At 73.7% G+C, this 24,717-nt stretch carries 21 protein-coding genes; 14 read left to right on the top strand and 7 right to left on the bottom strand.

Features of this window, described 5'->3' with window-relative positions; genetic code table 11:
- Positions 1–74: 74 nt before the first annotated feature.
- Positions 75–1,067, bottom strand: a complete 993-nt coding sequence (locus LMU33_RS00895; RefSeq protein ID WP_228616342.1) for an Lrp/AsnC family transcriptional regulator — start codon at positions 1,065–1,067, stop codon at positions 75–77.
- A gap of 120 nt (positions 1,068–1,187) precedes the next feature.
- Here LMU33_RS00895 and LMU33_RS00890 point away from each other — a divergent pair, with 120 nt between their 5' ends.
- From LMU33_RS00890 to tatA, 3 genes are read left to right on the top strand one after another with little or no spacing between them, the layout of a single operon-like run.
- The gene (locus tag LMU33_RS00890; protein WP_228616340.1) at positions 1,188–1,556 is read left to right on the top strand and encodes an ArsR/SmtB family transcription factor; all 369 of its coding nucleotides are present in this window, start codon (positions 1,188–1,190) and stop codon (positions 1,554–1,556) included.
- Entirely contained in the window at positions 1,546–4,224 is a 2,679-nt protein-coding gene (locus LMU33_RS00885; RefSeq protein ID WP_228616338.1) for a cation-translocating P-type ATPase, read from the top strand. The genes LMU33_RS00890 and LMU33_RS00885 overlap by 11 nt, the downstream gene beginning before the upstream one ends.
- A complete protein-coding gene (tatA, locus tag LMU33_RS00880) occupies positions 4,188–4,481 on the top strand; it encodes a Sec-independent protein translocase subunit TatA (RefSeq protein ID WP_228616336.1) in 294 nt (97 codons plus the stop codon). The genes LMU33_RS00885 and tatA overlap by 37 nt, the downstream gene beginning before the upstream one ends.
- A gap of 63 nt (positions 4,482–4,544) precedes the next feature.
- Here tatA and LMU33_RS00875 read toward each other — a convergent pair whose 3' ends face one another.
- Positions 4,545–5,006, bottom strand: a complete 462-nt coding sequence (locus tag LMU33_RS00875) for a DUF6114 domain-containing protein (protein WP_228616334.1) — start codon at positions 5,004–5,006, stop codon at positions 4,545–4,547.
- A gap of 5 nt (positions 5,007–5,011) precedes the next feature.
- On the bottom strand, positions 5,012–5,743 hold the full coding sequence (locus LMU33_RS00870; RefSeq protein ID WP_228616333.1) for a DUF6230 family protein: 732 nt from the start codon (positions 5,741–5,743) through the stop codon (positions 5,012–5,014).
- Between the two features lie 674 nt (positions 5,744–6,417).
- On the opposite strand from LMU33_RS00870, the gene LMU33_RS00865 reads away from it, so the two are divergent.
- Positions 6,418–7,071, top strand: a complete 654-nt coding sequence (locus tag LMU33_RS00865) for a Tat pathway signal sequence domain protein (RefSeq protein WP_228616331.1) — start codon at positions 6,418–6,420, stop codon at positions 7,069–7,071.
- A gap of 29 nt (positions 7,072–7,100) precedes the next feature.
- Here LMU33_RS00865 and LMU33_RS00860 read toward each other — a convergent pair whose 3' ends face one another.
- Positions 7,101–7,916: a lytic polysaccharide monooxygenase gene (locus tag LMU33_RS00860; RefSeq protein ID WP_228616329.1), complete on the bottom strand. Its 816-nt coding sequence runs from the start codon at positions 7,914–7,916 to the stop codon at positions 7,101–7,103.
- A 433-nt stretch (positions 7,917–8,349) separates the two neighbouring features.
- Between LMU33_RS00860 and LMU33_RS00855 the strand changes: the two genes are divergently transcribed.
- Together LMU33_RS00855 and LMU33_RS00850 are read left to right on the top strand one after the other, a co-directional pair.
- A complete protein-coding gene (locus tag LMU33_RS00855) occupies positions 8,350–8,997 on the top strand; it encodes a ScbR family autoregulator-binding transcription factor (protein WP_228616327.1) in 648 nt (215 codons plus the stop codon).
- 22 nt (positions 8,998–9,019) lie between these two features.
- A complete protein-coding gene (locus LMU33_RS00850; RefSeq protein WP_228616325.1) occupies positions 9,020–10,210 on the top strand; it encodes a damage-control phosphatase ARMT1 family protein in 1,191 nt (396 codons plus the stop codon).
- Here the strand turns inward: LMU33_RS00850 and LMU33_RS00845 are convergent.
- On the bottom strand, positions 10,203–11,465 hold the full coding sequence (locus LMU33_RS00845) for a cytochrome P450 (RefSeq protein ID WP_228616323.1): 1,263 nt from the start codon (positions 11,463–11,465) through the stop codon (positions 10,203–10,205). The genes LMU33_RS00850 and LMU33_RS00845 overlap by 8 nt on opposite strands.
- Positions 11,462–12,280, bottom strand: a complete 819-nt coding sequence (locus tag LMU33_RS00840) for an alpha/beta fold hydrolase (RefSeq protein ID WP_228616321.1) — start codon at positions 12,278–12,280, stop codon at positions 11,462–11,464. Before LMU33_RS00840 ends, LMU33_RS00845 begins: the two co-directional genes overlap by 4 nt.
- Before the next feature lie 590 nt (positions 12,281–12,870).
- Here LMU33_RS00840 and cyc2 point away from each other — a divergent pair.
- The 6 genes from cyc2 to LMU33_RS00810 all read left to right on the top strand — a co-directional run bounded on the left by cyc2 (position 12,871) and on the right by LMU33_RS00810 (position 21,412).
- Positions 12,871–15,033 carry a germacradienol/geosmin synthase Cyc2 gene (gene cyc2 / locus LMU33_RS00835; RefSeq protein WP_228616319.1) on the top strand — a complete coding sequence of 721 codons (2,163 nt, stop codon included), beginning with the start codon at positions 12,871–12,873 and terminating at the stop codon, positions 15,031–15,033.
- 331 nt (positions 15,034–15,364) lie between these two features.
- On the top strand, positions 15,365–17,257 hold the full coding sequence (phsA, locus tag LMU33_RS00830) for an O-aminophenol oxidase PhsA (RefSeq protein WP_372477841.1): 1,893 nt from the start codon (positions 15,365–15,367) through the stop codon (positions 17,255–17,257).
- Positions 17,258–17,802: 545 nt separating this feature from the next.
- Positions 17,803–18,321: a type 2 periplasmic-binding domain-containing protein gene (locus LMU33_RS00825; RefSeq protein ID WP_372477840.1), complete on the top strand. Its 519-nt coding sequence runs from the start codon at positions 17,803–17,805 to the stop codon at positions 18,319–18,321.
- A gap of 162 nt (positions 18,322–18,483) precedes the next feature.
- Complete coding sequence (locus LMU33_RS00820) at positions 18,484–19,059, top strand: PDZ domain-containing protein (RefSeq protein ID WP_228616317.1); 576 nt, start codon at positions 18,484–18,486, stop codon at positions 19,057–19,059.
- 223 nt (positions 19,060–19,282) lie between these two features.
- On the top strand, positions 19,283–20,410 hold the full coding sequence (locus LMU33_RS00815; RefSeq protein WP_228616315.1) for an aminopeptidase P family protein: 1,128 nt from the start codon (positions 19,283–19,285) through the stop codon (positions 20,408–20,410).
- Between the two features lie 66 nt (positions 20,411–20,476).
- Positions 20,477–21,412, top strand: a complete 936-nt coding sequence (locus LMU33_RS00810; RefSeq protein ID WP_228616313.1) for a phosphotransferase family protein — start codon at positions 20,477–20,479, stop codon at positions 21,410–21,412.
- A 248-nt stretch (positions 21,413–21,660) separates the two neighbouring features.
- Here the strand turns inward: LMU33_RS00810 and treZ are convergent, their stop codons facing one another.
- On the bottom strand, positions 21,661–23,406 hold the full coding sequence (gene treZ, locus LMU33_RS00805) for a malto-oligosyltrehalose trehalohydrolase (RefSeq protein ID WP_228616311.1): 1,746 nt from the start codon (positions 23,404–23,406) through the stop codon (positions 21,661–21,663).
- Between the two features lie 191 nt (positions 23,407–23,597).
- On the opposite strand from treZ, the gene LMU33_RS00800 reads away from it, so the two are divergent.
- Together LMU33_RS00800 and LMU33_RS00795 are read left to right on the top strand one after the other, a co-directional pair.
- Positions 23,598–24,149 (top strand): FHA domain-containing protein, encoded by a 552-nt coding sequence (locus LMU33_RS00800; RefSeq protein WP_228616309.1) that lies wholly within the window; start codon positions 23,598–23,600, stop codon positions 24,147–24,149.
- Positions 24,150–24,257: 108 nt separating this feature from the next.
- On the top strand, positions 24,258–24,686 hold the full coding sequence (locus tag LMU33_RS00795) for a subtilase-type protease inhibitor (RefSeq protein ID WP_228616307.1): 429 nt from the start codon (positions 24,258–24,260) through the stop codon (positions 24,684–24,686).
- The last annotated feature ends 31 nt before the right edge of the window (positions 24,687–24,717 follow it).

Raw genomic sequence — 24,717 nt, 5'->3', positions numbered from 1 at the left:
CGGGGCTGTGCCGACATGCGGCTCCGCCGCCCGGGCGCGACCAGCCCCCCCGGCACCCGCAGCCGCGTACGGCCTCAACCACCCCGCCGGGCGGGCGCCACCCGGTGCCCGGCCGTCAGCGCAGGACTCGCCGCTTTCAGGGTGCGCAGCACCGGGCTGGTCTCCAGCGTGTCGATCTCCCGCAGCGCGCCGAGCCGCCGGGTGAGGTAGCGGTGCAGGTCGGCCGGGTCGCGGCACAGCGCCTGGGCGACCAGGTTGGTGCGGCCGGTGGTCGCGGCCACGAAGGCGAGCTCGTCATGGCCGGCCAGGGCGACCGCGACCTGCTCCAGGTCCGCCGGCCGCACCGACAGCCACAGCAGGGCCCGGGTGCGGACGCCGAAGAGCCCGGCGTCCACCTCCACGTCGAAGAACAGGGCGCCCGACGCGCGCAGTTCGGCCATCCGCCGGGCCACCGTCGTGGGCGACCAGCCGGTCGCCCGGGCCAGCTCGCCCTGCCCGGCCCGCCCGTCCCGCTCCAGCGCCGCGAGCAACTCGGCGTCCTCCGGGCCCGGTTGCCGTACCCCCTCGGCGTTCTCCCGGTACTCCAGTGCCGCCTGCTGCCGCTCGTCCAGGGCCCGGGCGCTGCGCCGCCAGTTGGCGGGGCCGCCCAGATAGGTGTGCAGCAGGCAGTGCGCGGAGACGGCCGTGATGCCGCCGGTGCGCGGGACGTCGTGCAGCAGGAGGGAGCCGGGGGAGGCGTCCACGGCCGGGGCGTGGATCACCGCGGTGATCTCGGTGCCCCCGGAAGTGAGCTTCACCCAGGACGTGTCCGGCCGCCGCACCAGCGCCCCGGCGATGTCCTGCGCCGAGCGTGCCGTCGCCGTCAGCCGGACCAGCCACTGGGCGCGGCCCGCCCGGTCCGGGTCGGCGAGGCCCACCACGCGCAGCCCCGCCTCGGTGCGCAGCCGGCGGTAGCGGCGGGCCACGGTCTGCGCCGAGACCCCGAGCACCTCGGCGATCCTGCTGAACGGCGCCCGGCCGTCCAGGTGCAGGGCGTGGATGAGGGCACGGTCGAGGTCGTCCAGCATGCCCCCATCCTCGCGCGGCCCGACGGGCTCGGAGTTCCAGCCCGCCTACACTTGGTTCCCGCACACGGACGGAACAGACGGAACAGACGGACCACAGGACGACGCGGAGGGAAGGCGACAGTGGCGACAGGGCCCGGCACCGGCTACCAGGACCCCTCCGCCGAGGTGCTCACCGAGGCGGCCGCCGCCTTCGGACTGCTCGCCTCGCCCGCCCGGCTGCACATCGTCTGGGCGCTGATCCAGGGGGAGAGCGACGTCACCGGGCTCGCCGAGCGGGTCGGCGGCGCGCTGCCCGCGGTCAGCCAGCACCTGACCAAGCTGAAGCTCGCCGGGCTGGTCCGGTCCCGGCGCGAGGGCCGCCGCCAGGTGTACTTCGTGGACGCCGCCGGACAGGCCGCCGTCGTCGACGTCGTACGCCTCCTCGTCGGCCGGCTCGCGGAACGGGCCGCGGACGCACCGGCCCCGGCCCGCCGCCTCCATGGCCTCTGAGACCCCGACGGGCCCGGCGGGCGGACCCGCGACCGGGCCGGTGAGCGGTCCCGGGACCGGTCCGGTGGGTGGCACGTCGCTGCAGGTGCTGCGGCGCCTCGGCACCGGCCCGCGCGGACTCACCGACGCCGAGGCCGCCGCCCGGCTCGCCACCCACGGCGAGAACGCGCCGCCCCGCTCGCGCACCCCCTCCGTGCTCCGGCGCTGTCTGCGGGGCCTGCGCGACCCGTTCACCACCGTCCTGCTCACCCTCGGCCTGGTCTCGGCGTTCGTCGCCTCCTGGGGCACCGCCACGGTGATCCTCGCCCTGGTCGCCGTCAGCTGTGCGCTGCGCGCGGCCGGCGAGCGCCGCGCCGACCGCGCGCTCGCCGCCCTGCGCGAACTCGTCGCCGGCACGGCCACCGTGCTGCGCCGCACCGGCGACACCGCCGCTCCGCGCACCCGCGAGGTCCCGGTGGCCGACCTGGTCCCCGGCGACGTCGTACGGCTCGGCCCGGGCGACCTCGTGCCCGCCGACGTACGACTGCTGCGCGCCCGCGGGCTGACGGTGTCCGAGTCCGCGCTCACCGGCGAGTCCGCGCCCGTGGCCAAGGCCGCCGCCGATCCGCCGGAGCCGTCCGCCGAATCCCCCCTGTGCTTCCAGGGCAGCGCGGTCGTGGCGGGCAGCGCCACCGCGGTCGTCGTGGCCACCGGGGCCGACACCCGGTTCGCCGCCGCGCAGCGCACGCCGGAGCCGCGCGAACCCAGCGCCTTCGACCGGTCCGTGCACGGCATCGCCTGGGTGCTGGTCCGGTTCATGCTGCTCACCCCGCCGCTGGTGCTCATGGCCGGCGCGGCGCTGCGCGGCCGCGGGCTGCAGACGCTGCCGTTCGCCGTGTCCGTGGCCGTCGGGCTCACCCCCGAGATGCTCCCGGTGATCGTCACCACCTGCCTGGCCCGGAGTGCCGCGCTGCTGGCCCGCACCCGCCGGGTCGTCGTACGGCGGCTGCCCGCGCTGCACGACCTCGGCGCGGTCGACGTGCTGTGCGTGGACAAGACCGGCACCCTCACCCAGGACCGGCCGGTCGCCGCACGCTCCCTCGGACCGGACGGCCGGGACGATCCGGAGGTGCTGCGCTGGGCGGCCGTAGGCGCCTGGTGGACCCTGCAGCTCGCCGAACTGCCCGCTCCCGACGCCCTCGACGAGGCGCTGCTCGACGTCGCGGGAGCCGTGGGGGAGGAGTACGACGGGCTCGCCGCGCTGCCCGTCGTGCCCGGCCGGCGCCTCGCGACCGCCGTCGTCGCCGGCCGGCTCGGCCACCACCTGCTGATCACCAAGGGGGCCGCCGAGGACGTCCTGGAGCGCTGCGACCTGCCGGACGCCGAGCGGCAGCGGCTGCTGGCGCTCGCCGCACGCGAGGCGGAGAGCGGGCAGCGGGTGCTGGCCGTCGCCACCGCCGAACGACCCGCCCGCACCCGCCCGTACACCCCCGCCGACGAACGCGGGCTCGCCTTCCGCGGTCTGGTCACCTTCCACGACGAACTCGCCCCCGGCGCCGCCGAGTCCCTGCGCACCCTCGCCGCCCTCGGCATCCAGGTCCACGTCCTCACCGGCGACCACCCCGCGACCGCGGCCCGGGTCTGCCGGGAGGCGGGGCTGGAGCCCGGGGAGGTGCGGACTGCCGGGGGCTGGAGCCCGGATGCGGCCGACGGGACCACCACGGTCGTCGCCCGGTGCACCCCCGAGGACAAGGCCCGTGTCGTCGCCGGGCTGCGCGCCGCCGGGCACACCGTCGGATTCCTCGGGGACGGCGTCAACGACGTGGCCGCGCTCCTCGCCGCCGACGTCGGGATCGCCCCGCGCGGGGCCGTCGCGGTGGCCCGGGAGAGCGCGGACGTCGTGCTGGCCGAGAAGGACCTCACCGCGATCGGACACGCCGTCACCGCCGGCCGGATCGGCAGCGCCAACATCGCCGCCTATCTGCGGGTGACCCTCTCCTCCAACCTCGGCAACGTCCTCGCCATGCTCGCGGCCGGACTGCTGCTGCCCTTCCTGCCGATGCTCCCCGTGCAGGTGCTCGCGCAGAACCTGTGCTTCGACGCCGCCCAGCTCGCCTTCGCCCACGACCGCCCGGCCCCGAGCGAGCTGCGCCGGCCGACCGTGCTGCGGCCGCCGGCCTTCCTGCGGTTCATCACCGGCTTCGGCGTGCTCAACGCCTTCGCCGACCTCGCCACCTTCGAGGTTCTCGCGCTCGCCCTGAACGGCCCCGACGCCCTGGACGACGAGGCCGTCTTCCACTCCGCCTGGTTCACCGAGAACCTGCTCACCCAGGCGCTGGTCATGCTGCTCCTGCGCGACGGCCGGCGCCTGACGCGCGGCGGCCGTCCGGGACCGGTCGGCTGGGCCGCCGTCTTCCTCGCCGCCGTCGGACTCGCCGTACCGCCCAGCCCGCTCGGCGCCGCGCTCGGCATGACCGCGCTGCCCGCCCCGTACCACCTGTTGCTCGCCGCCGTCCTCGGCCTGTACGCCCTCGCCCTCATCGTGGTCATCGCCCGCCACGCGCGGTGCCGGCCCCAGCCCGCGGGTTGTACAGTTGCGCAAAACAGCAAGCTTTCCCGGAAACAGCAAGCTTTCCCAGAAGGGGGGCGGTCGTGCTCCGCAACGGACTCGAGCCCTGGCACCTGTTGATCGTCGCCGTCGTCTTCATCGTGCTGTTCGGCTCCCGGAAGCTCCCGGACACCGCGCGGGCGCTGGGCAAGTCCATGCGCATCCTCAAGAGCGAGGCGAAGGCGATGAAGGACGACACCGGCGCGCCGGGCGCCGCCGGCGCACCGGTCGTGGAGCCGTCGCAGGTCATGCCCGCGAGTGACGTCCGCGCGTCGACGGCGGAGCGTACGGCCGCGGAGGCGCCGAGGCCCACCGATGCCCCGGCGAGCGCCGGCTGAGTCCCGGCGCCGGATCGGTCGAGCGGCGGACAGCTGTGTCCGCCGTACCGGGGCGTCGGGCCGTCAGACGGTCAGGCCCTCCGGGCCCGTGGTGCCCTCGGCCGGTGTGCGTGCCGCCGCCTTCGCCTGCCTGCGGCGCTCGCGGCGGCCGACCCGCGGTTCCTGGTCGGGGAGCCAGCCGAAGGCGAGGCAACTGCCGGTCACGCCCAGCAGGAGGCCGATGAAGAAGCCGCCCAGGTTGGACGTGACCCAGGTGCCCAGGGAGAGCAGGACGCCGGTGATGGAGTAGAAGAGCCGCTGCGCCGGGTTGAAGAGGATCAGCAGGCCCAGCAGTGCCATCAGGCCCGGCAGCAGATAGCCGGCCGCCCCCTGCATGCCGATGTGCATCACGACCTTCAGCGAGGCCTTCTCCGTGAGCAGGATCTCACCGCCGGCCAGCGCGAGCAGCAGCCCGCCCCAGAACGGCCGCCGGGCCCGCCAGCCACGGAAGGCGGCCCGCGCTCCCCGGCGTGGACGGTCGGCCACCGCGATCAGCAACCCGAGTCGCTGAAGCGGAGCTTGAGACCGGGAAGCTTGAACACACCGGCCGTGGTCGCGTAGTTGGTCTGCCGCAGGTTGGCGATGTGCACGGTGTCGGCCTGCTGGCTGAACACCCCGATCGGGCCCTTCACGCCCGCCTTCGTCAGCGTGCTGGCGTCGTTGCCGATCTCGATGTTGTTGAACTCTGCGTTGCCGGACAGCTCAGTGGAGTCCGTGGTCAGAGCGCTCGCCTGTACCTTGTCCGCGCCGCCGCCCGCCGTGATCATCAGGTTGGTGCCGCCGAGGTCGACGCTCTGGCACAGATGGTCGAGCGTGGCCTTCTTGATGGCGGAGGTCACCACGAGCTCCTGGCCCCCGGTGTCCCCGGCGTTCGGGCTGCCGTCCGCCATGTTGTCGAGGGCGCCGAACTGCTCGAAACCTGTTCCGTTCAGGTCCGTCGCGGTGACCGCGAACGGCATGCCGGAGATCGCGAACTGCACACCCAGCGCCCCCTGGGCGGTCAGCACCGCGAGACCGGCGGCGACGAGGGTGGCAGGTACGGCCATCACCGCGGCCCGGCGTGCCCGGACCCGGCCCCGCCTCTCGTCGGCGGCGGGCTCGGCCGCGAGCGGCGCTTCGGAGGACCCGGAGGCTGCGGAGGCGGCGGAGGTCTCGGAGGGTGAACCGTTTCCCGGGTTCTCGGGGGTGTTGCCGACGGACGGGACGTCCGGGGACGAGGCCATGTCTGCTCCCATGGGCATGGATCAATGCGGGTTGGGCTTCAGCGGCGCGGTGTCCTGGCGCGGACAGCGACTGTCGCGTACGCCTCCTCGCACCCCGGCGGAGCAAGGGCTTTCTCGTTACGCGGCAGTAGCCTGCGAGGAAGTTACCGCCGGTTACTTCGGGGGGTCAAGGCGGATGTGAAAAAAGAGTGTCGGATGTGCCAGACCTGCGATCGCATGCCGCAACTCCCCTTGCCCGGCTTGACGTTGACGGTTGATCAGGTCTACAACTTCCCCTGATCTCGCGGATCCGTGGCGCCGGGTCCGCCGAGCGGCACCGGATGCGTTTCCCGGTCTCTCACGCCGACCGCTCACCACGCCGACAGAAACCGTTCACACCGCTGCGGCCCCGCACGGCCCCGCCCCCCGGCCGTGCCCGGCCGCCCCCTGCCGGCCCGGCCGAAGGCCTTCCCCCGGGTCTTCGGCCGGTGCCCGGACCGCCGCCGTCGCCGGACCGTCGCGTACGGAGAAGGCGCACGGTCCTGCGCCGGCGGCACCGCGCGCATCACCGCACCACGCCGCTACGGCATCACTCGTCACCCGCGCGCCGGCCACCCCCACCATCCGCCACCCCCACCATCCGCCACCCCCCATCCCCACCTCACCCGGACCCCACCCAGGAAAGAGGCACCCGCATGCGTACGCGATCCCTTCTCGCCCTCGCCGGCACCGCCACCGCGCTCACCCTCGCGGTCGCCGCACCGGCCTCCGCCGACGGCAGCGCCGTCCTCACCACCGGCGGCGCGGGCGGCACCGCCGTCGCGACCGGCGACACCCTCACCGCGCCGCTGGCCTCCGGCACGTCCGCCACGCTCTACTCCAGCGCGACCGGCACCAGCGGCGTGACCTGCAAGTCCTCCCAGTTCACCGCCGCGGTCACCGGCAACCCGACCGCCCCCGGCACGGCCACCGAGTCCGTCACCGGGCACACCTTCGACAGCAGCTCCTGCACCAGCAACGTCACCGGCGTCCTCGGGGTCAGCGGCATCACCGTCGACAACCTGCCCTACACGGCGACGGTCGCCTCCGACGGCACCCTCACCGTCTCGGCGGCCAGCGGCTCCACCATCCAGACCACGGTCAAGCTGCGCACCCTGCTGGGCTCGATCACCTGCGTCTACCAGGCGCCCTCCCTGACCGGGAAGGCCGACAACGCCGACAACAGCATCAGCTTCACCAACCAGCAGTTCACCAAGACGTCCGGTTCGTCGCTGTGCTTCGCCAGCGGTTACTTCACCGCCAAGTACGCGCCCGTGACGGACGGCGGCGCGCCGGTCTACGTCAACTGATCGTCAAATACCCAGCACCACAGCCGAGTTCAGCGGCGACGTAGACGCGCCGTGAGGGCGGCGCCCCCGGTGAGCACCAGCACCGCGGCGGCGCCGCCCGCCAGCACGGGCGCCGAGGGGCCCGTGTCCCGGGCGGCCTGCCCGCTCACGACGGAGGCCGGACCTGCCGACACGGCAGGTCCGGCCTCCGTCTTCCCCGCACCCTTCTCCGGGAAGACCACGTCGGAGCACGAGTAGTAGGTGTCCGACGTGCTGCTGTTCTGCCACACCGTGTACAGGACCTGACGCCCCGTCCGGTCTTGCGGCAGCCTGGCGGCGATGTGGTAGGCCCCGTCGCGCAGTGGCGGATCGGTGACCTGCGCGAAGGGCCGCTCCGGCAGATCCGACCAGGCGAGCGGTTTCGCCGGGTCGTAGCCGGGCCTGGTCAGATACAGCCGGAACGTGCCCGTGTGCGCGATCGTCGAGGCGTACGTCATCGTCAGTGCGGCCCCGGGCGTCAGCCGGGTCGCCGGCCAGTCCCGCCGCGCCAGGTCCAGGCCCCGGTACGCCGGAAGGTTCCCGCTGCACAGTCTGCCGTCCGGAATCACCTGCCGGTCACGGCCGTTCACCCCTGCCACGCGCAGGTTGTCCCACGCGGTGAAGGGGGCGCCGTTCGCCGCGACCGCCGCCCGGCAGGCCGCCGAGCGGCCGGTGTCGCCACCCTCGGGGGAGCAGGCGTAGACCCGGCTGACCGGATCCGTGGGGGCCCCGTGCGCCCGGGCAGGCCCCGCCGCCCACGACAGGAGCAGGAGCGGGGCCGCGGCGGCGGCCGCCATGACGCTCGGGCGGGCGGTCATCCGGGTCATCCGGGATCTCTCCTCGGCGGGCGCGGGAACGGGTCTGCCCGGTCCAGTACGGCGGCGGCGTCGAGGGTGTTCAGCCGGACCGGCGTATCGGTGCTCGGGGGGCGCAAAAGCACCGACTGGTTCGGACGTTTCGCGCCTGATTCGAGGCCCCGTTGAGGAGCCGCCGGTCATGCTCGTATCGTGGCGATCACGGGTCCGGCACCCACCGCCCCGCGGCTGCCGATCGTAGCCGGGCAAGGAAGGGGGAAACCGTTCTGGTCTCGTGGTTCCCGAAGCCCCGAGGGCCCGTTCGGCGCCGGATCCGCCGTGACACGTGTCGGGGCGCCCACCGCCCGGGTCCCGGACTGCCGCTGCCACTCGGTGAGTTATCGTGTGCAGGGGGTTAAGAACAAACCGCATGTCCCGTTCGTACGTCGCGAGGAGGGGTCCCAGGATGGCGAGGCAGTTACGCGCCGAACAGACCCGGGCAACGATCATCACGGCCGCCGCCGATCTGTTCGACCGGCAAGGCTACGAGTCCACGAGTCTGAGTGACATCGTCGCACACGCAAAGGTCACCAAGGGTGCGCTGTACTTCCACTTCGCCGCGAAGGAGGATCTCGCCCAGGCCATCCTCGAACTCAACGCCAGGGCCGCCAAAGCGCTCGTCGCCGAGGTCGACAGCCGCGGCTGCTCCTCGCTGGAGGCCCTGATGCGGACCACCTTCGGGGTCGCCAGACTCGCCGTGGAGGACCCGGTGCCGCGCGCCGCGCTCCGCCTCGCCACCGCCGACGTCGCCGTACGGCCGCCCCTCAGGCACCCCTTCAACGAGTGGCTGGAGTTCGCCACCCGGAAGTTCGCAGGAGCGGTCAGGGAGTCGGACGTGCACAGCGATCTCGACGTCGGAATCGTCGCGCACTCCCTGGTCTCCTTCTTCGTCGGCACCCGGGTCGCCGGCCGCTCGCTCGAACCGACGGGACGGCTTCCGCGCCGGGTCGCCGAGATGTGGCACCTCCTGGTCCGGGGCCTGGTCCCGGTGCACCGCCGTCCCCGCTACGTCACGCTCGCCACGCAGCTGGAGCGGGAGATCAGAACCGCTTGAGTCGCGCGATACGGTGACGGACATGCCCTCCACCCCCTTCGCACCCGTGATCCTCGGCAACGAACCCGGCTCGTTCCCGCACAGCGTGCTGGCCGAGCGGCACCCCGCGATCATCGGCCGGGTACGGGACGCCTTCCCCTACGGCCCCGGGCAGCACCGGGCGCTGGACGAACTGCTGAAGAACTGCACCGAGGGGACGGTCGAGCCGCTGCCCGCCGATGCCCCGGACCGCGACCGGTGGGATGAGTGGGGCCTGGCCGACTGCGCCGGGCGCTCCTGGTACGACGTGCCGTGGCTGTGGTCCGAGAGCTACTTCTACCGCCGGCTGCTGGACGCCGTCGGCTGGTTCGGCTCCGGCGCCTGGCAGGGCATCGACCCGTTCCGGCCGTTCAAACGCGCCGAACTCGACGCGCCGGAGACGGACGAGGAACTGGCCGCGCTGGACGCCCTGCCCGGCCTGCCGCAGGAGGAGCGGGCGCGTGCCCTGCTGCACGGCTCGCTGTGGGGCAACCGCGCCGACCTCGGCTTCCGGCTCTCCGCCGAGGGCGCCGAGACCCGGGAACCGGCACCCGCGCTGGTCGCCGACGACAGCGCGGCCCTGTGGTCGCTGCTGCCGCCCGGCAACGCGGCCACACTCGTCCTGGTCGCGGACAACGCCGGCCGCGAACTCGTCCCGGACCTGCTGCTGATCGCCCATCTCCTCGCCGAGGGCCGGGCCGCACGGGCGGTGCTGCACGTCAAGCCGTACCCGTACTACGTCTCCGACGCCACCACCGCCGACGTCGTCGACGCGCTGCACCGGCTGCGCGCCGCCTCCGGCGCGGCCGCCGAGTACGCGCGCGTGCTCTGGTCGGCGATGGCCGACGGCCGCCTCACCGTGCGCGCCCATCCCTTCTCCTGCGCCCCGCTGCCGTATGCGCAGATGCCGGACGACCTGCGTGCCGAGTTCGCCGCGGCGACGCTGACCGTCTTCAAGGGCGACCTCAACTACCGCCGTCTGGTGGGCGACCGGCTGTGGCCGCCGACCACGCCCTTCCAGGAGACGACCGCCTACTTCCCCGGCCCGGTCGCCGCGCTGCGCACCCTGAAGTCGGACGTGATCACCGGCCTGTCCGCGGCGACCGAGGCCGCACTGGTGGCGGCCGAGGGCGACCGCTGGCGCACCAGCGGCACCCACGCCCTGATCCAGGTCTCCGGTGCCGACGTCAAGTGACCTGCAGCCGCAGTGACTTGATGCCGTTGATGAAGTTCGACACCAGACGCCCGGCCGGTGCGGCGAGCCGCGGCCCGGGAAGCACCCGCAGCGCCTCCTCGTAGAGCAGCCGCAGTTGCAGCCGTGCGAAGTGGGCGCCCAGGCACACGTGCGGACCGTCGCCGAAGGACACGTGCGGGTTGGGGGAGCGGGCGAGGTCGAGCCGGTCCGGATCGGTGAAGACCCGCTCGTCCCGGTTGGCGGAGGCGTGGAACACCACGACCTTGTCACCGGCCCGGATCCGCTGCCCCGCCAGCTCGGCGTCCCGCACGGCGGTCCGCCGGAAGGTCAGCACCGGCGGATGCCAGCGCAGCAACTCCTCCACAGCGGTGGCGAGTTCCACCGTGCCGGCGCGCAACGACTCGTACGCCTCCGGGTGTTCCGCCAGGGCCAGCAGTCCGCCGGGGGCCGCACTGCGCACGGTGTCGTTGCCCGCGACGGTGAGCAGGAAGAAGAACATCTCCAGCTCGCCGTCCGCGAGTTCGGTCTCCCCGGCGAGGGTGGTCATGACGTCGTCCGCCGGACGGTCCCGCTTGTGGACGGCCAGCTGCCGCGCATAGGCGAACATGTCCTTCAGCATCGCCGGGGACCGCGGATTGACCGGCTTGCCCGTCGCGCCCAGCACCGGGGGACCGGCCTCGTCCGGGTCCTGGTAGCCGATGACCCGCTGCGTCCAGTGCAGCAGCAGCCGCCGGTCGCTCTCCGGCACGCCCAGCAGGTCTGCCAGGTTGAGCAGGGCGTACTCGTCGGTGACGGCGGCCACCAGATCGACCGTCCCGTCCCCTTCCCGCGCCCGCTGAAGCGCCCCGGCCAGCAGGGTGCACGCCCGCTCCCGGGCGACGGCCGCGAACCGGTCGATACGACCCGGTGTGAACGCCCGGCTCACCAGTCGCCGCAACCGCCCGTGATCCGGAGGATCCTGATTGAGCATCATGCGGCGGATGAACGGCAGGTCCGCCGGATCCGGGTCGCGGATCTGGGTCGCGCCGAGATGAGAGGAGTACGTCGTGGCGTCCTTCAGCACCCGGACGACGTCCGCGTGCCGGGTCACCGCCCAGAATCCCGGCCCGGCCGGCCAGCCCAGCACCTCCGGCTCGTCCTGCCAGGCGACCGGGTGCCGGTCGCGCAGCAGGCGGTAGTCGTCGTACGGCACACCGACGGCGTACCGGCGCGGGTCGAACACGTCGGGCACCGGCCGGGTCTCGCGCACGCTCACGCCGGTTCGCTCTCGCCGGGAGGGGCCACGGCGACCGCAGGATCTCCGGCGTCCGCGCGCAGGAAGTCCTCGACCGCGCGGATCAGGTCCAGCGGGGCCTCGTCCATGGCGTAGTGCCCGGCGAACGGCAGCGCCACGAGTTCGGCACGCGGGTACCAGGACATCCAGGTCTGCCGCATGACCTCGGGCGACAGGGCCGGGTCCAGTTCCCCGGCCACGGCCAGGGCGGGCACCTCGCTGCCCTCGACGTCGGCGTGGAAGTCCTCGCCCGCCCACGAGTCCAGCCAGGCCCGGAACGCCTTGGCGTCGCTGCGCTCCAGCGACCGGGCGACCATCCGCTCCAGCCAGGCGGCGGGACGCCGGCCCCCGGTGGTGAAGTCGATGATCGCGCGCCGGTTCTCCGGCCTGTGCGCGGCGTCCGTGAACAGCGCGGACTGCTCACCGGCCAGCGGCACCCCCGAGGCCGGCACCGGGGAGACACCGACCATCCGGCGCAGCCGGTCCGGTACGGCGGCCGCGAGCCGCTGAGCCACCGCTCCGCCCATCGAGTGCCCGACGACCGAGAACCGCTCCCAGCCCAGCCGGTCGGCCAGCTCCACCAGGTCCCAGGCTGCCTCGGCCGTCGTGTACGCGCCCGCCGCGTCCCGGGCCTCGCCGTAGCCGCGCAGGTCGACCAGCGCGTAACTGAACGAGGTGCGGTCGAGATCCGGCAGGACGGCGGCGTAGGCGGACCGGTCGGCGAACCAGCCGTGCACGGCGAACACCTTGTGGGCACCGTCGCCGTGCACCTCATGGGGCAGCACAAAGGAGGTCATGCGCCTACCGTGGCCCGCCCGTCGGGGCACGGCAAGGGAGCGGGCGGGGCATACCGGGGCTTCGACCACATCATCGGCTGCGGCCCCCCGGCCGGAGGCGTCTGGGTGACCTCGGATCCACTGGTCCTGCCGGCGGCGGTGGCGGGCGCGAGCGGGCGGATCCGCCGGGGACACCCACGTCCTGGTGCAGCCCCGTACGCCCCGGTCGTCCTCGCCCGCCCGCCGGACCGCCACCCTCCACCCACGGCCGCGTCGCCCTCGGGGCAGGCACCGGATGGGAGCGCGCGGAGTTCGCGGCCGTCGGCGTCCCCTTCACCGGACGGGCCGGGGCGTGGTTCGGCTGACCGCAAACCGGGGCGCCTGGCGGAGGCCGGGCTGTCGTCCCTCGCTTCGGGGCCGTCCGTCGCCGCGCCCGCGCTGCCGGACGCCGTGGACCGGGCAGTGGCGGAACTGCTGACCCGTTCGCCGTGAGGGCTGATCGTCCACGGCGGGACGGCGTAAGTTCCCCGTTCCGGGGGCAGTTCACGCGATGGTGTGATCATGTTCCGCGCGGTGGATGGCCGTCGGGGGCCGCGGGTATGGCCCCGGCCATGACGCAGCCGTTCGAACTCCCGCACTTCTACATGCCGTATCCCGCGCGGCTCAACCCGCACCTCGACGAGGCCCGCGCCCACTCGACCGAGTGGGCGCGCGGGATGGGCATGCTGGAAGGGTCCGGGATCTGGGAGCAGGCCGATCTGGAGGCGCACGACTACGGACTCCTGTGCGCCTACACCCACCCCGACTGCGACGGACCCGCTCTCTCGCTGATCACCGACTGGTACGTGTGGGTCTTCTTCTTCGACGACCACTTCCTCGACATGTACAAGCGCACCCCGGACCGCGCCGCCGGAAAGGCCCACCTGGACCGACTGCCCCTGTTCATGCCGCTCGACCCGGCAACCCCCGTGCCGGAGCCGGAGAACCCCGTCGAGGCGGGGCTGAGGGACCTGTGGGCGCGCACGGTGCCGTCGATGTCCGTGGACTGGCGCCGCCGCTTCTCCGTGGCCACCGAGCACCTGCTCAACGAGTCGATGTGGGAGCTGTCGAACATCAACGAGGGGCGGATCGCCAACCCCGTCGAGTACATCGAGATGCGCCGCAAGGTGGGCGGCGCCCCCTGGTCGGCCGGGCTCGTGGAGTACGCGACCGCCGAGGTGCCCGCCGCCGTCGCCGGCACCCGCCCGCTGCGCGTGCTGATGGAGACCTTCGCCGACGCCGTCCACCTGCGCAACGACCTGTTCTCCTACCAGCGCGAGGTCGAGGACGAGGGCGAGAACAGCAACGGCGTGCTCGTCCTGGAGACCTTCTTCGGCTGTACGACCCAGGAGGCCGCCGAGACCGTCAACGACATCCTCACCTCGCGCCTGCACCAGTTCGAGCACACGGCCCTCACCGAAGTCCCCGCCGTCGCCCTGGAGAAGGGCCTCACCCCGGCCGAGGCCGCCGCGATCGCCTTGTACACCAAGGGACTTCAGGACTGGCAGTCCGGCGGCCACGAGTGGCACATGCGCTCCAGCCGCTACATGAACAAGGGAGCGCGGCCAAGCGCGCCCTGGCAGCTGCAGAGCGGCCCCGGCATCTCGGCCGCCGCCATCGGCGCACTCCTCGCCTCGGCCGCGCAGGAACGCCTGCGCGCCTACACCCACGTGCCCTTCCAGAAGGTCGGCCCGTCCATCCTGCCCGAGTTCCGCATGCCGTACCGGCTCGAACTGAGCCCGCACCTCGACGACGCCCGGCTGCGCCTCGTCGCCTGGTCGCACCGCATGGGCATCCTGGAGGAGGGCGTCTGGGACGAGGACAGACTCGCCGCCTCCGACCTCGCGCTGTGCTCCGCCGGCCTGGACCCGGACGCCACCCCCGAGGCGCTCGACCTCAGCGCCCAGTGGCTCGCCTGGGGGACGTACGGCGACGACTACTACCCGCTGGTCCACGGCCGCCGCCGGGACCTCGCCGCCGCCCGCCTGACCACGGCCCGCCTGTCGCAGTGCATGCCCGTGGAAGGAGAGCCGGCCCTCGTGCCCGCCAACGCGATGGAACGGGGGCTGGTCGACCTGTGGGCGCGGACGACGGCCGGCATGACCGCCGACCAGCGGCGCACCCTGAAGGCCGCCGTGGACACGATGACCGAGAGCTGGGTGTGGGAGCTGTCCAACCAGCTGCAGAACCGCGTCCCCGACCCGGTCGACTACCTGGAGATGCGGCGCGCCACCTTCGGCTCCGACCTCACCCTGAGCCTGTGCCGGATGGGCCACGGCCCCGCCGTCCCGCCGGAGGTCTACCGCAGCGGTCCGGTGCGCTCCCTGGAGAACGCCGCCATCGACTACGCCTGTCTGCTCAACGACATCTTCTCGTACCAGAAGGAGATCGAGTACGAGGGCGAGCTCCACAACGCCGTTCTCGTGGTGCAGAACTTCTTCGGCGTGGACTACCCGGCCGCGCTGGGAGTCGTCCACGACCTGACGACCCAGCGCATGCAGCAGTTCGAGCACGTCCTCGAGCACGAACTGCCCGTGCTCCACGACGACTTCGCGCTCTCGGAGGCGGGCCGGGCCGCCCTGGACGGCTATGTCCTCGACCTGCAGAACTGGATGGCCGGGATCCTGAACTGGCACCGCCGCGTCGACCGGTACAAGGCCGAGTGGCTGGGCCGCCGTGCACACGGCTTCCTGCCCGACCGGGCCCCGGCGCTGCCCGTCCAGCTCGTCAGCTGACCTCGCCGAGCCGCTCCGCCACCTTTGCCACGGCCTCGTCCAGCCCCGTGCCGGCCGCCCCGCGCAGTTCGCCGCGCATCGCTGCCGCCCGCCAGGACCGCGCGGGCCTCCTGACGGAGGTCCGCGCCGCCGCAGCAACCGCAGGCCGAGACCGGTCATGTCACAGAACGCAACAGCGGCCACTGACAACGCCGCCCCGCCCTCGGGCCCCGCCCGTGCACCGCCGTTTCCGAACCTTCGCGTGCGGAAGGGGACATTCAGGGAACTTCGGGGCGGTCCCGGGAGTCTTGCTGGGTAAGGGGAACGAACAGAACACACGGGGGTGTTCAATTTGACCGACATCATCGAGTGGACCGACGGCGCGGCCGGGCAGCAGGCGCAGAAGGAGTCCGACCAGTTACCGGCAACCGCCGAACTGACGCCGTACACCGCGCCGTTGACCGTCCCGCCCGTCCTGCGCCCGGCTTCCGCGGATGTCCTGCGCGAGACCGAGATCGCCCTGCGCCCGACCTGGGTGCGCCTGCACCCGGAACTGCCGCCGACCCTGATGTGGGGGTACGACGGCCATGTGCCGGGCCCGACCATCGAGGTGCGGCGCGGACAGCGCGTCCGCATCGCCTGGACCAACCGCATACCGAAGGACAGCGAGTACCCGGTCACATCCGTCGAGGTGCCCGCCCGCGCGCCCGGCACCCCGCCGCCCAGCACCGAGCCGGGCCGCGAGGGCGTCGAGCCGGACAAGGACGTCGCCGCCCTGCCCGCCTGGACGGTGACCCATCTGCACGGCGCCCAGACCGGCGGCGGCAACGACGGCTGGGCGGACAACGCCGTCGGGTACGGCGACGCCCAGCTGTCGGAGTACCCCAACGACCACCAGGCGGTGCAGTGGTGGTACCACGACCACGCCATGAACATCACCCGGTGGAACGTGATGACGGGCCTGTACGGCACCTACCTCGTCCGTGACGACGAGGAGGACGCCCTTCACCTGCCGTCCGGGAAGCGGGAGATACCGCTGCTCCTCGCCGACCGCAACCTCGACACCGACGAGGACGGCCGCCTCAACGGCCGGCTGCTGCACAAGACGGTGATCGTCCAGCAGCGCAACCCGGAGACCGGAAAGCCGGTCTCCATCCCGTTCACCGGCCCGTACACCACGGTCAACGGCCGCATCTGGCCGTACGCCGAGGTGGACGCCGCCTGGTACCGCTTCCGGCTGGTCAACGCCTCGAACGCGCGCATCTTCGAGCTCGTGCTGATCGACGAGGACGGCAACCCGGTGCCGGGCGTCGTGCACCAGATCGGCAGCGACGGCGGGCTGCTGCCGCGCCCCGTGCCCGTCGACTTCGACGGCGACCTGCCCACGCTGACCGCCGCGCCGGCCGAGCGCTTCGACCTGCTGGTCGACTTCCGCGCCCTCACGGGCCGTACCCTGCGGCTGGTGAACAAGGGCCGCAACCAGCCGGCGGGCGTGTCCGACCCGGCGGGCGACGTGCGCCACCCGCACGTCCTGGAGTTCCGGGTCCGCGAGACGTGCGAGGAGGACACCTTCGAACTGCCCGAGGTGCTCTCCGGGTCCTTCCGCCGCCTGACCCACGACCTGCCGCACAACCACCGCCTGGTCCTGCTCACCCCGCCCGCCACCAAGGGCGCCGGCGGCCATCCGGAGATCTGGGAGCTGACCGCGGTCGAGGACCCGAGCGGCCTGCAGCTCCCGGCGGACGGCATCGTGCAGGTCACCGGGCCCGACGGCACCACGAAGACCTACCGGCGCACGTCCCGGACGTTCAACGACGGCCTCGGCTTCACCATCCCCGAGGGCGGCTACGAGCAGTGGGGCTTCCTCAACCTCGCGCCCATCGTCCACCCCATGCACATCCACTTGGCCGACTTCCAGCTGCTCGGGCGGGACGCCTACGACGTCTCGGGCTTCGACCCGGCCGTCGGCGGCACCCGCACGCCGATCCGGTACGACGCCGGCCGGGTGATCCCGCTCGCACCCAACGAGCGGGGCAACAAGGACGTCTTCCGGGTGCCGGGCAGCCAGATGCTGCGAGTGATGGGCCGTTTCGACGGGGCGTACGGCCGGTTCATGTACCACTGCCATCTGCTGGAACACGAGGACATGGGCATGATGCGGCCCTTCGTCGTCATGCCGCCCGAGACCCTGAAGTTCGACCACGGCGCCACCCACGGCGGCCACGGAGGGAGCCACACGGGCTGACCCAGCGCGGCCCGGCCCCCGGACCGACGGCTGCCCGGGCGCGAGGCGGGCGGACAGTGTGCGGGCGATTCGTGGGCCCGGGCGGTGTGTGGGGTGGCTGTTTCGTGGCCGCCCGCTCCGGTGGTCCGAGCTCTGGCTGTGCCGAGTCTCGGGGGGCTCCGAGGCTCTGCGGTCTGGGGGGCCGTTCTCCCGATGCTTGGGTGGCCGGGTGGCCGGGTGATCCGGCGGGGCGGCCCGAGGCGGGCGGATGGTGTGCGGGGTGGCTGTCCGATGGGCGGCGGTTTGTGGGCCCGGGCGGTGTGTGGGGTGGCTGTTTCGTGGCCGCCCGCTCCGGTGGTCCGAGCTCTGGCTGTGCCGAGTCTCGGGGGGCTCCGAGGCTCTGCGGTCTGGGGGGCCGTTCTCCCGATGCTCGGGTGGCCGGGTGGCCCAGCCGTCCGGCGCCCGCGGCCCTGTGTTCAGGCGACGGGAGGCGGGGAGGTCCAGCGGTCCGGCGGCTGGGCGTGGGGAGGCCCGGAGCCGCTGCGGCCTGGTGCCCGCGGCTCGGCATGCGAGGAGATCCCGGCCGCCGTCGCCACCGGCACCGCGGCCTCGGCCTCGTCGACGGGCTCGCCGCACCCAGCGACCCGCTGCGCCTGCCGGACGTGGCGCCGCCGACGGGGCACGGCCTCGCCGAGGAACCCGTGAGCGTTCTGCTGCCCGCTGGGCACCCCCTCGCCGCCCGGACCGGCCTGTGCCTGGACGACCTCGCCGTCGCCCGCCGGCTCGACGCGCCCGACGCCGCCCTCCCGCTCGACCAACTGCGCGCCGCGACCGGCGCCGGCGCGTTCCGCCCCGCCCTGCGCTACGAAGGCACCGACCTGCGCATCCTCACCGCCCTCGCGGCCGCAGGAGTGGCCTCGCCCTGCTGTCCCGCTCGGCCGCCACCGCCGTACCCCGCACGGTCGCCGTCCCGCTCACCGCGCCCCGGGTCGTCACCGCACGGAACTCCTCCACGACTCCTCCACGGCGGAACTCCCGGGGGAGCGGAACGGGAGGTGGTCCGGAGGCTGGTGGGAACGGTGTGATCACCCGACGCGACCGCCGGTGACCCGGGGAGCCGGGCGCGTCCCCGCGCTCGCCCCCGGAGGTTATGGCTACCCTCCGCCACGCTCCGGCCAGTCTCACCCGTTCGTGTCTCGTGGCGGCCCGGCGCCCCGGGTAGAGCATCACCCGGAGGCGAGCGAACCATGGAACAGACTGCGTTGCGTCCCAAGCCGATGCCCGGTCAGGACCGGCGGGAGGGCGGCACCCCCGGTCCGCCCCACCGCCCCCACGCCGCGCCACGGCGCGGACGGCGGCTGCGGACCCTGCTGTTCGCACTGTGCACCGGCATCCTGCTGGTGCTGTCCGGCGTCGGCGTGGGCACGGTCGGGGCCACGGTGATCGGCATGAGCCGGCTCGCCGAGCTGCAACGCCAGGCCCCGCCGGCCACACCCCCGGCCAGGGCCGCATCCACCGCCCCCGCCGCCACCCCGAGCCCCGCTCCTGACGCCGCGGCCGGGGCGACCCTGGGCATCGAGGCCGTCGACGCCGAGAAGGCGGGCGCGCTGGTCGTGGGCGTGCACGTGCCCGGCCCGGGCTATGCGGCGGGCCTGGTCCGCGGAGACCTGCTGCTGCAGTTCGGCTCCGTCCGCGTCGACAGCACCGCCGACCTCGCCCGGGCCGTCGCGCGGGCCCGCCCCGGGAAACAGGTCCTCCTCACCGTGCGTCACAGGGGCGGGGGCTACCAGCAGTTGACGGTCGTACCCGGCGTGGTGATCTGAGCCTGCCGGCGCGGGTCCCTGCCCCACGACCTCTCGGTCACCCCGGGAAACCCGCTGGTCACCGTCCGCCCCACGCGCCATGATGGCCCCATGCGGAGTCCCTTCCGAGCCGACCGCGCCAAGCGGGAAACACCGGCGATCGGCTCGCGTGACCCTGTCCGGCCGGGCAGGATGCTGCCCGAGACGCCGTCGCCCGTTTTCCCACCCGTGCCCGGAGGCCCGGATGACCGGTAGTACGCCCGCGCTCTTCACCGCCGCCGACTACAGGGCCCGCATGGACCGTGCCGCGCGTTCCGCGGCCGACGCCGGCCTCGCGGGACTGCTCGTGGCCCCGGGACCGGACATGGTCTGGCTCACCGGCTACACGCCCACCGCCGTCACCGAGCGGCTCACCGTGCTGGTGCTCACGCCCGGCCAGGACCCCGTGCTCGTCGTACCGACCCTGGAGGCCCCGGACGCCGAGCACGCCGTCGGCTCCTCCACCCTCACCCTGCGCGACTGGACCGACGGCAAGGACCCCTACGCCGTCACCGCCGCCCTCCTCGACGGCCACGGCCGGTTCGGCATCAGCGACAACACCTGGGCCATGCACCTGCTGGGCCTCCAGCGGGCCCTGCCGGACACCTCCTACGCCTCTCTCACCGACGCCCTCCCCATGCTGCGCGCCGTCAAGGACGCCGCGGAACTGGAACTCCTCGCCGCCGCCGGAGCGGCTGCCGATGCAACGTTCGAGGAGATCCGCAAAGTTCCCTTCGCCGGCCGCCGCGAGTCCGACGTCGGCCACGACCTCGCCGGCCTGCTGCGCCGCTTCGGCCACGAGCAGGTCGACTTCACCATCGTCGGCTCCGGCCCCAACGGCGCCAACCCGCACCACGAGGTCGGCGACCGCGTCATCCGGCGCGGCGACATGGTCGTCCTGGACTTCGGCGGTCTGAAGGACGGCTACGGCTCCGACACCACCCGTACGGTCCACGTGGGCGAGCCCACCGAGGAGGAGCGCCGGGTGTACGACGTCGTCCGCGAGGCCCAGGAGGCGGGCTGCCAGGCCGTACGGCCCGGGGCGGCCTGCCAGGAAGTCGACCGCGCCGCCCGCGCCGTGATCAGCGACGCCGGGTACGGCGAGTACTTCATCCACCGCACCGGGCACGGCATCGGAGTCACCACGCACGAGCCGCCGTACATGATCGAGGGCGAGGAACAGCCACTCGTGCCCGGCATGTGCTTCTCCGTCGAGCCCGGCATCTACCTGCCCGGCCGCTTCGGGGTGCGCATCGAGGACATCGTCACGGTGACCGGGGACGGCGGCCGCCGCCTCAACAACACCACGCGTGACATGGTCATAGTGGGCTGAGAGAGCACGCGGAGACCCAGGAGACACACTTTCCGACGACATCCCGGAACGGCGACGCGCGAACCCATGACCCAGGCACCGACACCTACCGCGGACACCGTCCGCCGACTGGTCCGTTCGCTGCTCAAGGAGGGCGGCGACGACACCGCGGGCCCCGATGTGCGGCCCGTGACGGAGGGCCTCGAGTACACGTGGTGGGTCGGCACCCGCCATGTCCTGCGCCTGGAGCCCGACCGCGAGGCCTCGGTACGGCGCCGCCGGGAACTGCGCCTGCGCGACCTGGTCCGGCCGCACGTGCCCGTGGCCGTCCCCACCAGCGTCGCGCACGGCGACTGGGCGCCCGGCCTCGCCTACACCCTGGACACCAAGGTGCCCGGCGGCACGGCCGACGAACACGAGGTCTCCGCCGTCGGCGAGGCCGACCTCGCCGGGCTGCTCACCGGGCTGCGCGCGGTGCCCGTACGGCAGGCCGAGGCACTGGGCGCACCGCGCACCGCCCCGCGTTCCCTGGAGGCGCTGCGCCGCATGGCCGTGCACGCGGCCGAACGGCTCGCCGCCGCCGACGAGTTCGACGCCGCCCGGCTGCACCAGCTGACCCCGCCCGGCGCGGCCCAGCTCGCCGCGCAGCCCGGCACCGCGGTCCTCACCCACCACGGGCTGACCGGCGAGCACGTGGTGGTCAGCGCCGACGGCCGGGTGCGCGGCATCCTGGACTGGACCCGGGCCGCCCTGGGCGACCCCGCCGAGGACATCGCCGGCCTGGCCGTCGCCGTCGGCTCCCCGGCGGCCGTACGCGCCGCCACCCTGGCCGGCTACGGCGCCCGCCCCTGCCTGCGCGGCCTGTGGCTCGCCCGCTGCGACACGGTCATCCGGCTCGCCGCCCACCTGGAAGGCCGCGCGGGCGGTTCCCCGGTGCTGCTCCGGACCCAGCTGCGGCGCGCGTGGGAGCCGATCCTGCTGGAGCGGCTGTCGGACTTCAAGGAGGACGAGCCGGAGCCGTAGACAGCGGGGTACGGGCGCGCGCCGTCCGCCCGATGGGCGCGCCGGCCAACCCAGGGCCTGCCGCGGGCCCGGGGCCGGTGGTCCGGCGGGACGGCCGGGTGGCGTGCGGCCGCCGCACCGCGGGTCGGCGCGGCCGCGCACGGAGGGACCGTCCGGCGCCCGGGCAGATGCCCCAGGGGCTGCGGCCCGGGCACACCGCGAGCCCGCCGCCCCTGCCTCGGCGCCGTCCCCCGGCCACCGGGCTTGCTTCAGGGCTGCGTCAGTACCACGCACGACTCCCCGGGTACCTGGAGCAGGCCGTCCCCGCCGGGGGGCTCCACCTGCTCCCAGGCCGCCAGGAGCACCGCGGGGCGGGTGCCCAGGGGGATGGACGCCGGTGCCTTGCCCAGGTTCACCGCCACGCACACGTCACCGCGCCGGAAGGCCAGCCAGCGGGCGTCCTCGTCGTACGCCACCTTGGTGTCGGCCAGGTCGGGGTCGGTGAGGTCCGGCTGTTCGTGCCGGAGGGCGATCAGCCGGCGGTACCAGGCGAGCACGCGCGCGTGGGGCTCGCGTTCCGGTTCCGACCAGTCCAGACAGGACCGCTCGCGGGTCGCCGGGTCCTGTGGGTCCGGTACGTCCTCCTCGGCCCAGCCGTGCGCCGCGAACTCCCGCCGCCGACCCCGCCGTACCGCCTCGGCCAGCTCCCGATCGGTGTGGTCGGTGAAGAACTGCCAGGGCGTGCCCGCCGCCCACTCCTCGCCCATGAACAGCATCGGCGTGAACGGCGAGGTCAGCGTCAGCGTCGCCGCGCAGGCCAGCAGACCGGGGGACAGGCGGGCGGAGAGACGGTCGCCCTGGGCGCGGTTGCCGACCTGGTCGTGGGTCTGGCTGTAGCCCAGCAGCCGGTGCGCGGCCACCCGGGCGCGGTCCAGCGGCCGGCCGTGGTGCCGTCCCCGGAAGCTGGAGTACGTGCCGTCGTGGAAGTAACCACCGGTGAGCGTCTTGGCGAGCGCGGGGAGCGGGGCGCGCGCGAAGTCCGCGTAGTAGGCCTGCGACTCCCCGGTCAGCGCGGTGTGCAGCGCGTGGTGGAAGTCGTCGTTCCACTGCGCGTGCAGCCCGAGGCCGTGCTGCGCGCGCGGGGTGATGACCCGCGGGTCGTTCAGGTCCGACTCGGCGATCAGGAACAGCGGCCGGCCCACTTCCTCGGCGAGAGCGTCCACGGCCGCCGACAGCTCCTCCAGGAAGTGGCACGCGCGCGTGTCGTACAGGGCGTGCACCGCGTCCAGCCGCAACCCGTCGATCCGGTAGTCCCGCAGCCACGCCAGCGTGCTGCCGACGAGAAACGCGCGCACCTCGTCCGAGCCGGGGCCGTCCAGGTTCACCGCCGAGCCCCACGGCGTGTGGTGCGCGTCGGTGAAGTACGGCCCGAAGAGCGGCAGACAGTTCCCGGACGGGCCCAAGTGGTTGTGCACGACGTCCAGGACGACCCCCAGGCCGAGTTCGTGCGCCCGGTCCACGAACCGTTTCAGCGCTTCCGGGCCGCCGTAAGGCTCGTGCACCGCCCACAGGGACACGCCCTCGTAGCCCCAGCCGTGCCGCCCCGGGAACGGGCACACCGGCATCAATTCCACGTGCGTGACGCCCAGTTCCACCAGATGCTCCAGCCGGGCCGCGGCCGCGTCCAGGGTGCCCTCGCGGGTGTACGTGCCCACGTGCAGCTCGTAGAGCACCGCACCCGGCAGCCCGCGCCCCGCCCACTGCGCACGCCACGCGTACAGCCCGTGGTCCACGACCGCGCTGAGCCCCTCCGGGCCGTCCGGCTGGCGGCGTGAGCGCGGGTCGGGCCGCACGGGCCCGTCGTCCAGCGCGAAGCCGTACCGGGTGCCGTCCCGGGCAACCGCCTCGCCCCTCCACCAGCCCGCCCGCTCGGGATCGCGCGCCAACGCGCGCGTGCCGTCCTCGCAATGAAGCGTCACTCGGTCTGCCTGCGGTGCCCACACCTCGAACTGCACGGACGGTTCCCCTTCGCCTGTGATCTCTCGCCTGCTCACCGTGATGTCCCGCGCCCCCATCGTGCCCGCCGCAACGATCAATCCGCTTTCGAATCCGCCCTTTCCCGGTGGGTGTCGTGGAAGTACCCGCAGATCGGCGCCGATTCCCCGTTTTCTGGACACCCGGGGTTCACTGCCCGACAATCACCTGCGTGACGTCGTCCTTCGAGTTCTCCACGTACCCCGCGCGGCTGTCCGACGCACAGCGCGACAAAGCGCTGCAGGTGCTGCGGGACGGCGTCGCCATGGGCCGGCTCTCGCACGACACGTTCGTGCGCCGCATGGAACTGGCGCTGGCCGCCCGCCGCGCCGACGAACTGGCCGCCCTCGTCGCCGACCTGCCCCGGGAGAACCGCTTCTCCCGCGCCCTCCTCGGCAGCGTCGAGGCCGTCTCGGGGTTCACCGTACGGCTGCGCCGAGCCTGGCAGGCCGAGCGGCTGCCCAAGCTGCTGCTGCCGCATCCCGCGCACACCCATCCGCTGCGCATCGGCCGCGACCCGGCCAACGGGCTGCGCCTGAACCACGAGACCGTCTCCCGTGTGCACGCCGAGCTCAGCCGCCAGGGCGGCATGTGGGTCCTCAGGGACCTCGGCTCCACCAACGGCACCACCGTCAACGGCCGGCGGGTGATCGGCTCGGTCGTCGTCCGCGAGGGCGACCAGGTCGCCTTCGGCAGGATGGCGTTCCGGCTCGCCACGAGCTGAGCGGCGCCGTCAGTGGGCGTGCGAACCGGCTCACCCTCACGGGCGGGTGACGAACCGATCGGGTGAGCCGGGCTGTGGAACGCGGGCCTGTGTGCCGATGCATCGGTCATGACGTACATCACCCGAGTCACCGCGGCCGCCGGCGCCCTGCTCACCTGTGCCGGCCTCCTCGCTGCGGCCCCGGCCCAGGCGGCCCCCCGCACCTCGTTCCCGCTCAGCGACAACTGGCTCTACGTCACCGTCGCCCCCGGCGAGAAGGCCCAGTCCGGTGACAAGCACGGCACGCTGCTGCTGTGCGACCCGCTGCCCCTGGGGTACGCGCGCGCGGCCGAGGCCTGTGCCGAACTCGCAAAGGCCGACGGTGACATCGCGCGCATCCCGCAGAAGAAGGGGGTCTTCTGTCCGATGATCTTCGCCCCCGTGACCGTCCACGCGAGCGGCCAGTGGAACGGACGGCCGGTCGACTACCAGGAGACCTACTCCAGCAAGTGCGCCATGGAAGCGCGGACGGGAGCGGTGTTCGCCGTGGACCACTGATCCCGGCTGCCGGGCGGCGCGGCACGGGCGG

It is taken from the genome of Streptomyces barringtoniae (assembly GCF_020819595.1).
Lineage (GTDB): Bacteria > Actinomycetota > Actinomycetes > Streptomycetales > Streptomycetaceae > Streptomyces > Streptomyces barringtoniae.
The sequence above is the reverse complement of the archived record's forward strand: the minus strand, read 5'-3'. Positions and strand labels throughout refer to the sequence as shown.

Bases quoted from the DNA above. Each gene is read 5' to 3' on its own strand.
- LMU33_RS00860 (WP_228616329.1), bottom strand. From the start codon at position 7,916: ATGACCCGGATGACCGCCCGCCCGAGCGTCATGGCGGCCGCCGCCGCG.
- LMU33_RS00895 (WP_228616342.1), bottom strand. From the start codon at position 1,067: ATGCTGGACGACCTCGACCGTGCCCTCATCCACGCCCTGCACCTGGAC.
- LMU33_RS00850 (WP_228616325.1), top strand. From the start codon at position 9,020: ATGCCCTCCACCCCCTTCGCACCCGTGATCCTCGGCAACGAACCCGGC.
- LMU33_RS00795 (WP_228616307.1), top strand. From the start codon at position 24,258: ATGACGTACATCACCCGAGTCACCGCGGCCGCCGGCGCCCTGCTCACC.
- LMU33_RS00825 (WP_372477840.1), top strand. From the start codon at position 17,803: ATGCGAGGAGATCCCGGCCGCCGTCGCCACCGGCACCGCGGCCTCGGC.
- LMU33_RS00810 (WP_228616313.1), top strand. From the start codon at position 20,477: ATGACCCAGGCACCGACACCTACCGCGGACACCGTCCGCCGACTGGTC.
- LMU33_RS00885 (WP_228616338.1), top strand. From the start codon at position 1,546: ATGGCCTCTGAGACCCCGACGGGCCCGGCGGGCGGACCCGCGACCGGG.
- LMU33_RS00865 (WP_228616331.1), top strand. From the start codon at position 6,418: ATGCGTACGCGATCCCTTCTCGCCCTCGCCGGCACCGCCACCGCGCTC.
- LMU33_RS00815 (WP_228616315.1), top strand. From the start codon at position 19,283: ATGACCGGTAGTACGCCCGCGCTCTTCACCGCCGCCGACTACAGGGCC.
- LMU33_RS00840 (WP_228616321.1), bottom strand. From the start codon at position 12,280: ATGACCTCCTTTGTGCTGCCCCATGAGGTGCACGGCGACGGTGCCCAC.
- LMU33_RS00820 (WP_228616317.1), top strand. From the start codon at position 18,484: ATGGAACAGACTGCGTTGCGTCCCAAGCCGATGCCCGGTCAGGACCGG.
- LMU33_RS00855 (WP_228616327.1), top strand. From the start codon at position 8,350: ATGGCGAGGCAGTTACGCGCCGAACAGACCCGGGCAACGATCATCACG.
- cyc2 (WP_228616319.1), top strand. From the start codon at position 12,871: ATGACGCAGCCGTTCGAACTCCCGCACTTCTACATGCCGTATCCCGCG.
- LMU33_RS00870 (WP_228616333.1), bottom strand. From the start codon at position 5,743: ATGGCCTCGTCCCCGGACGTCCCGTCCGTCGGCAACACCCCCGAGAAC.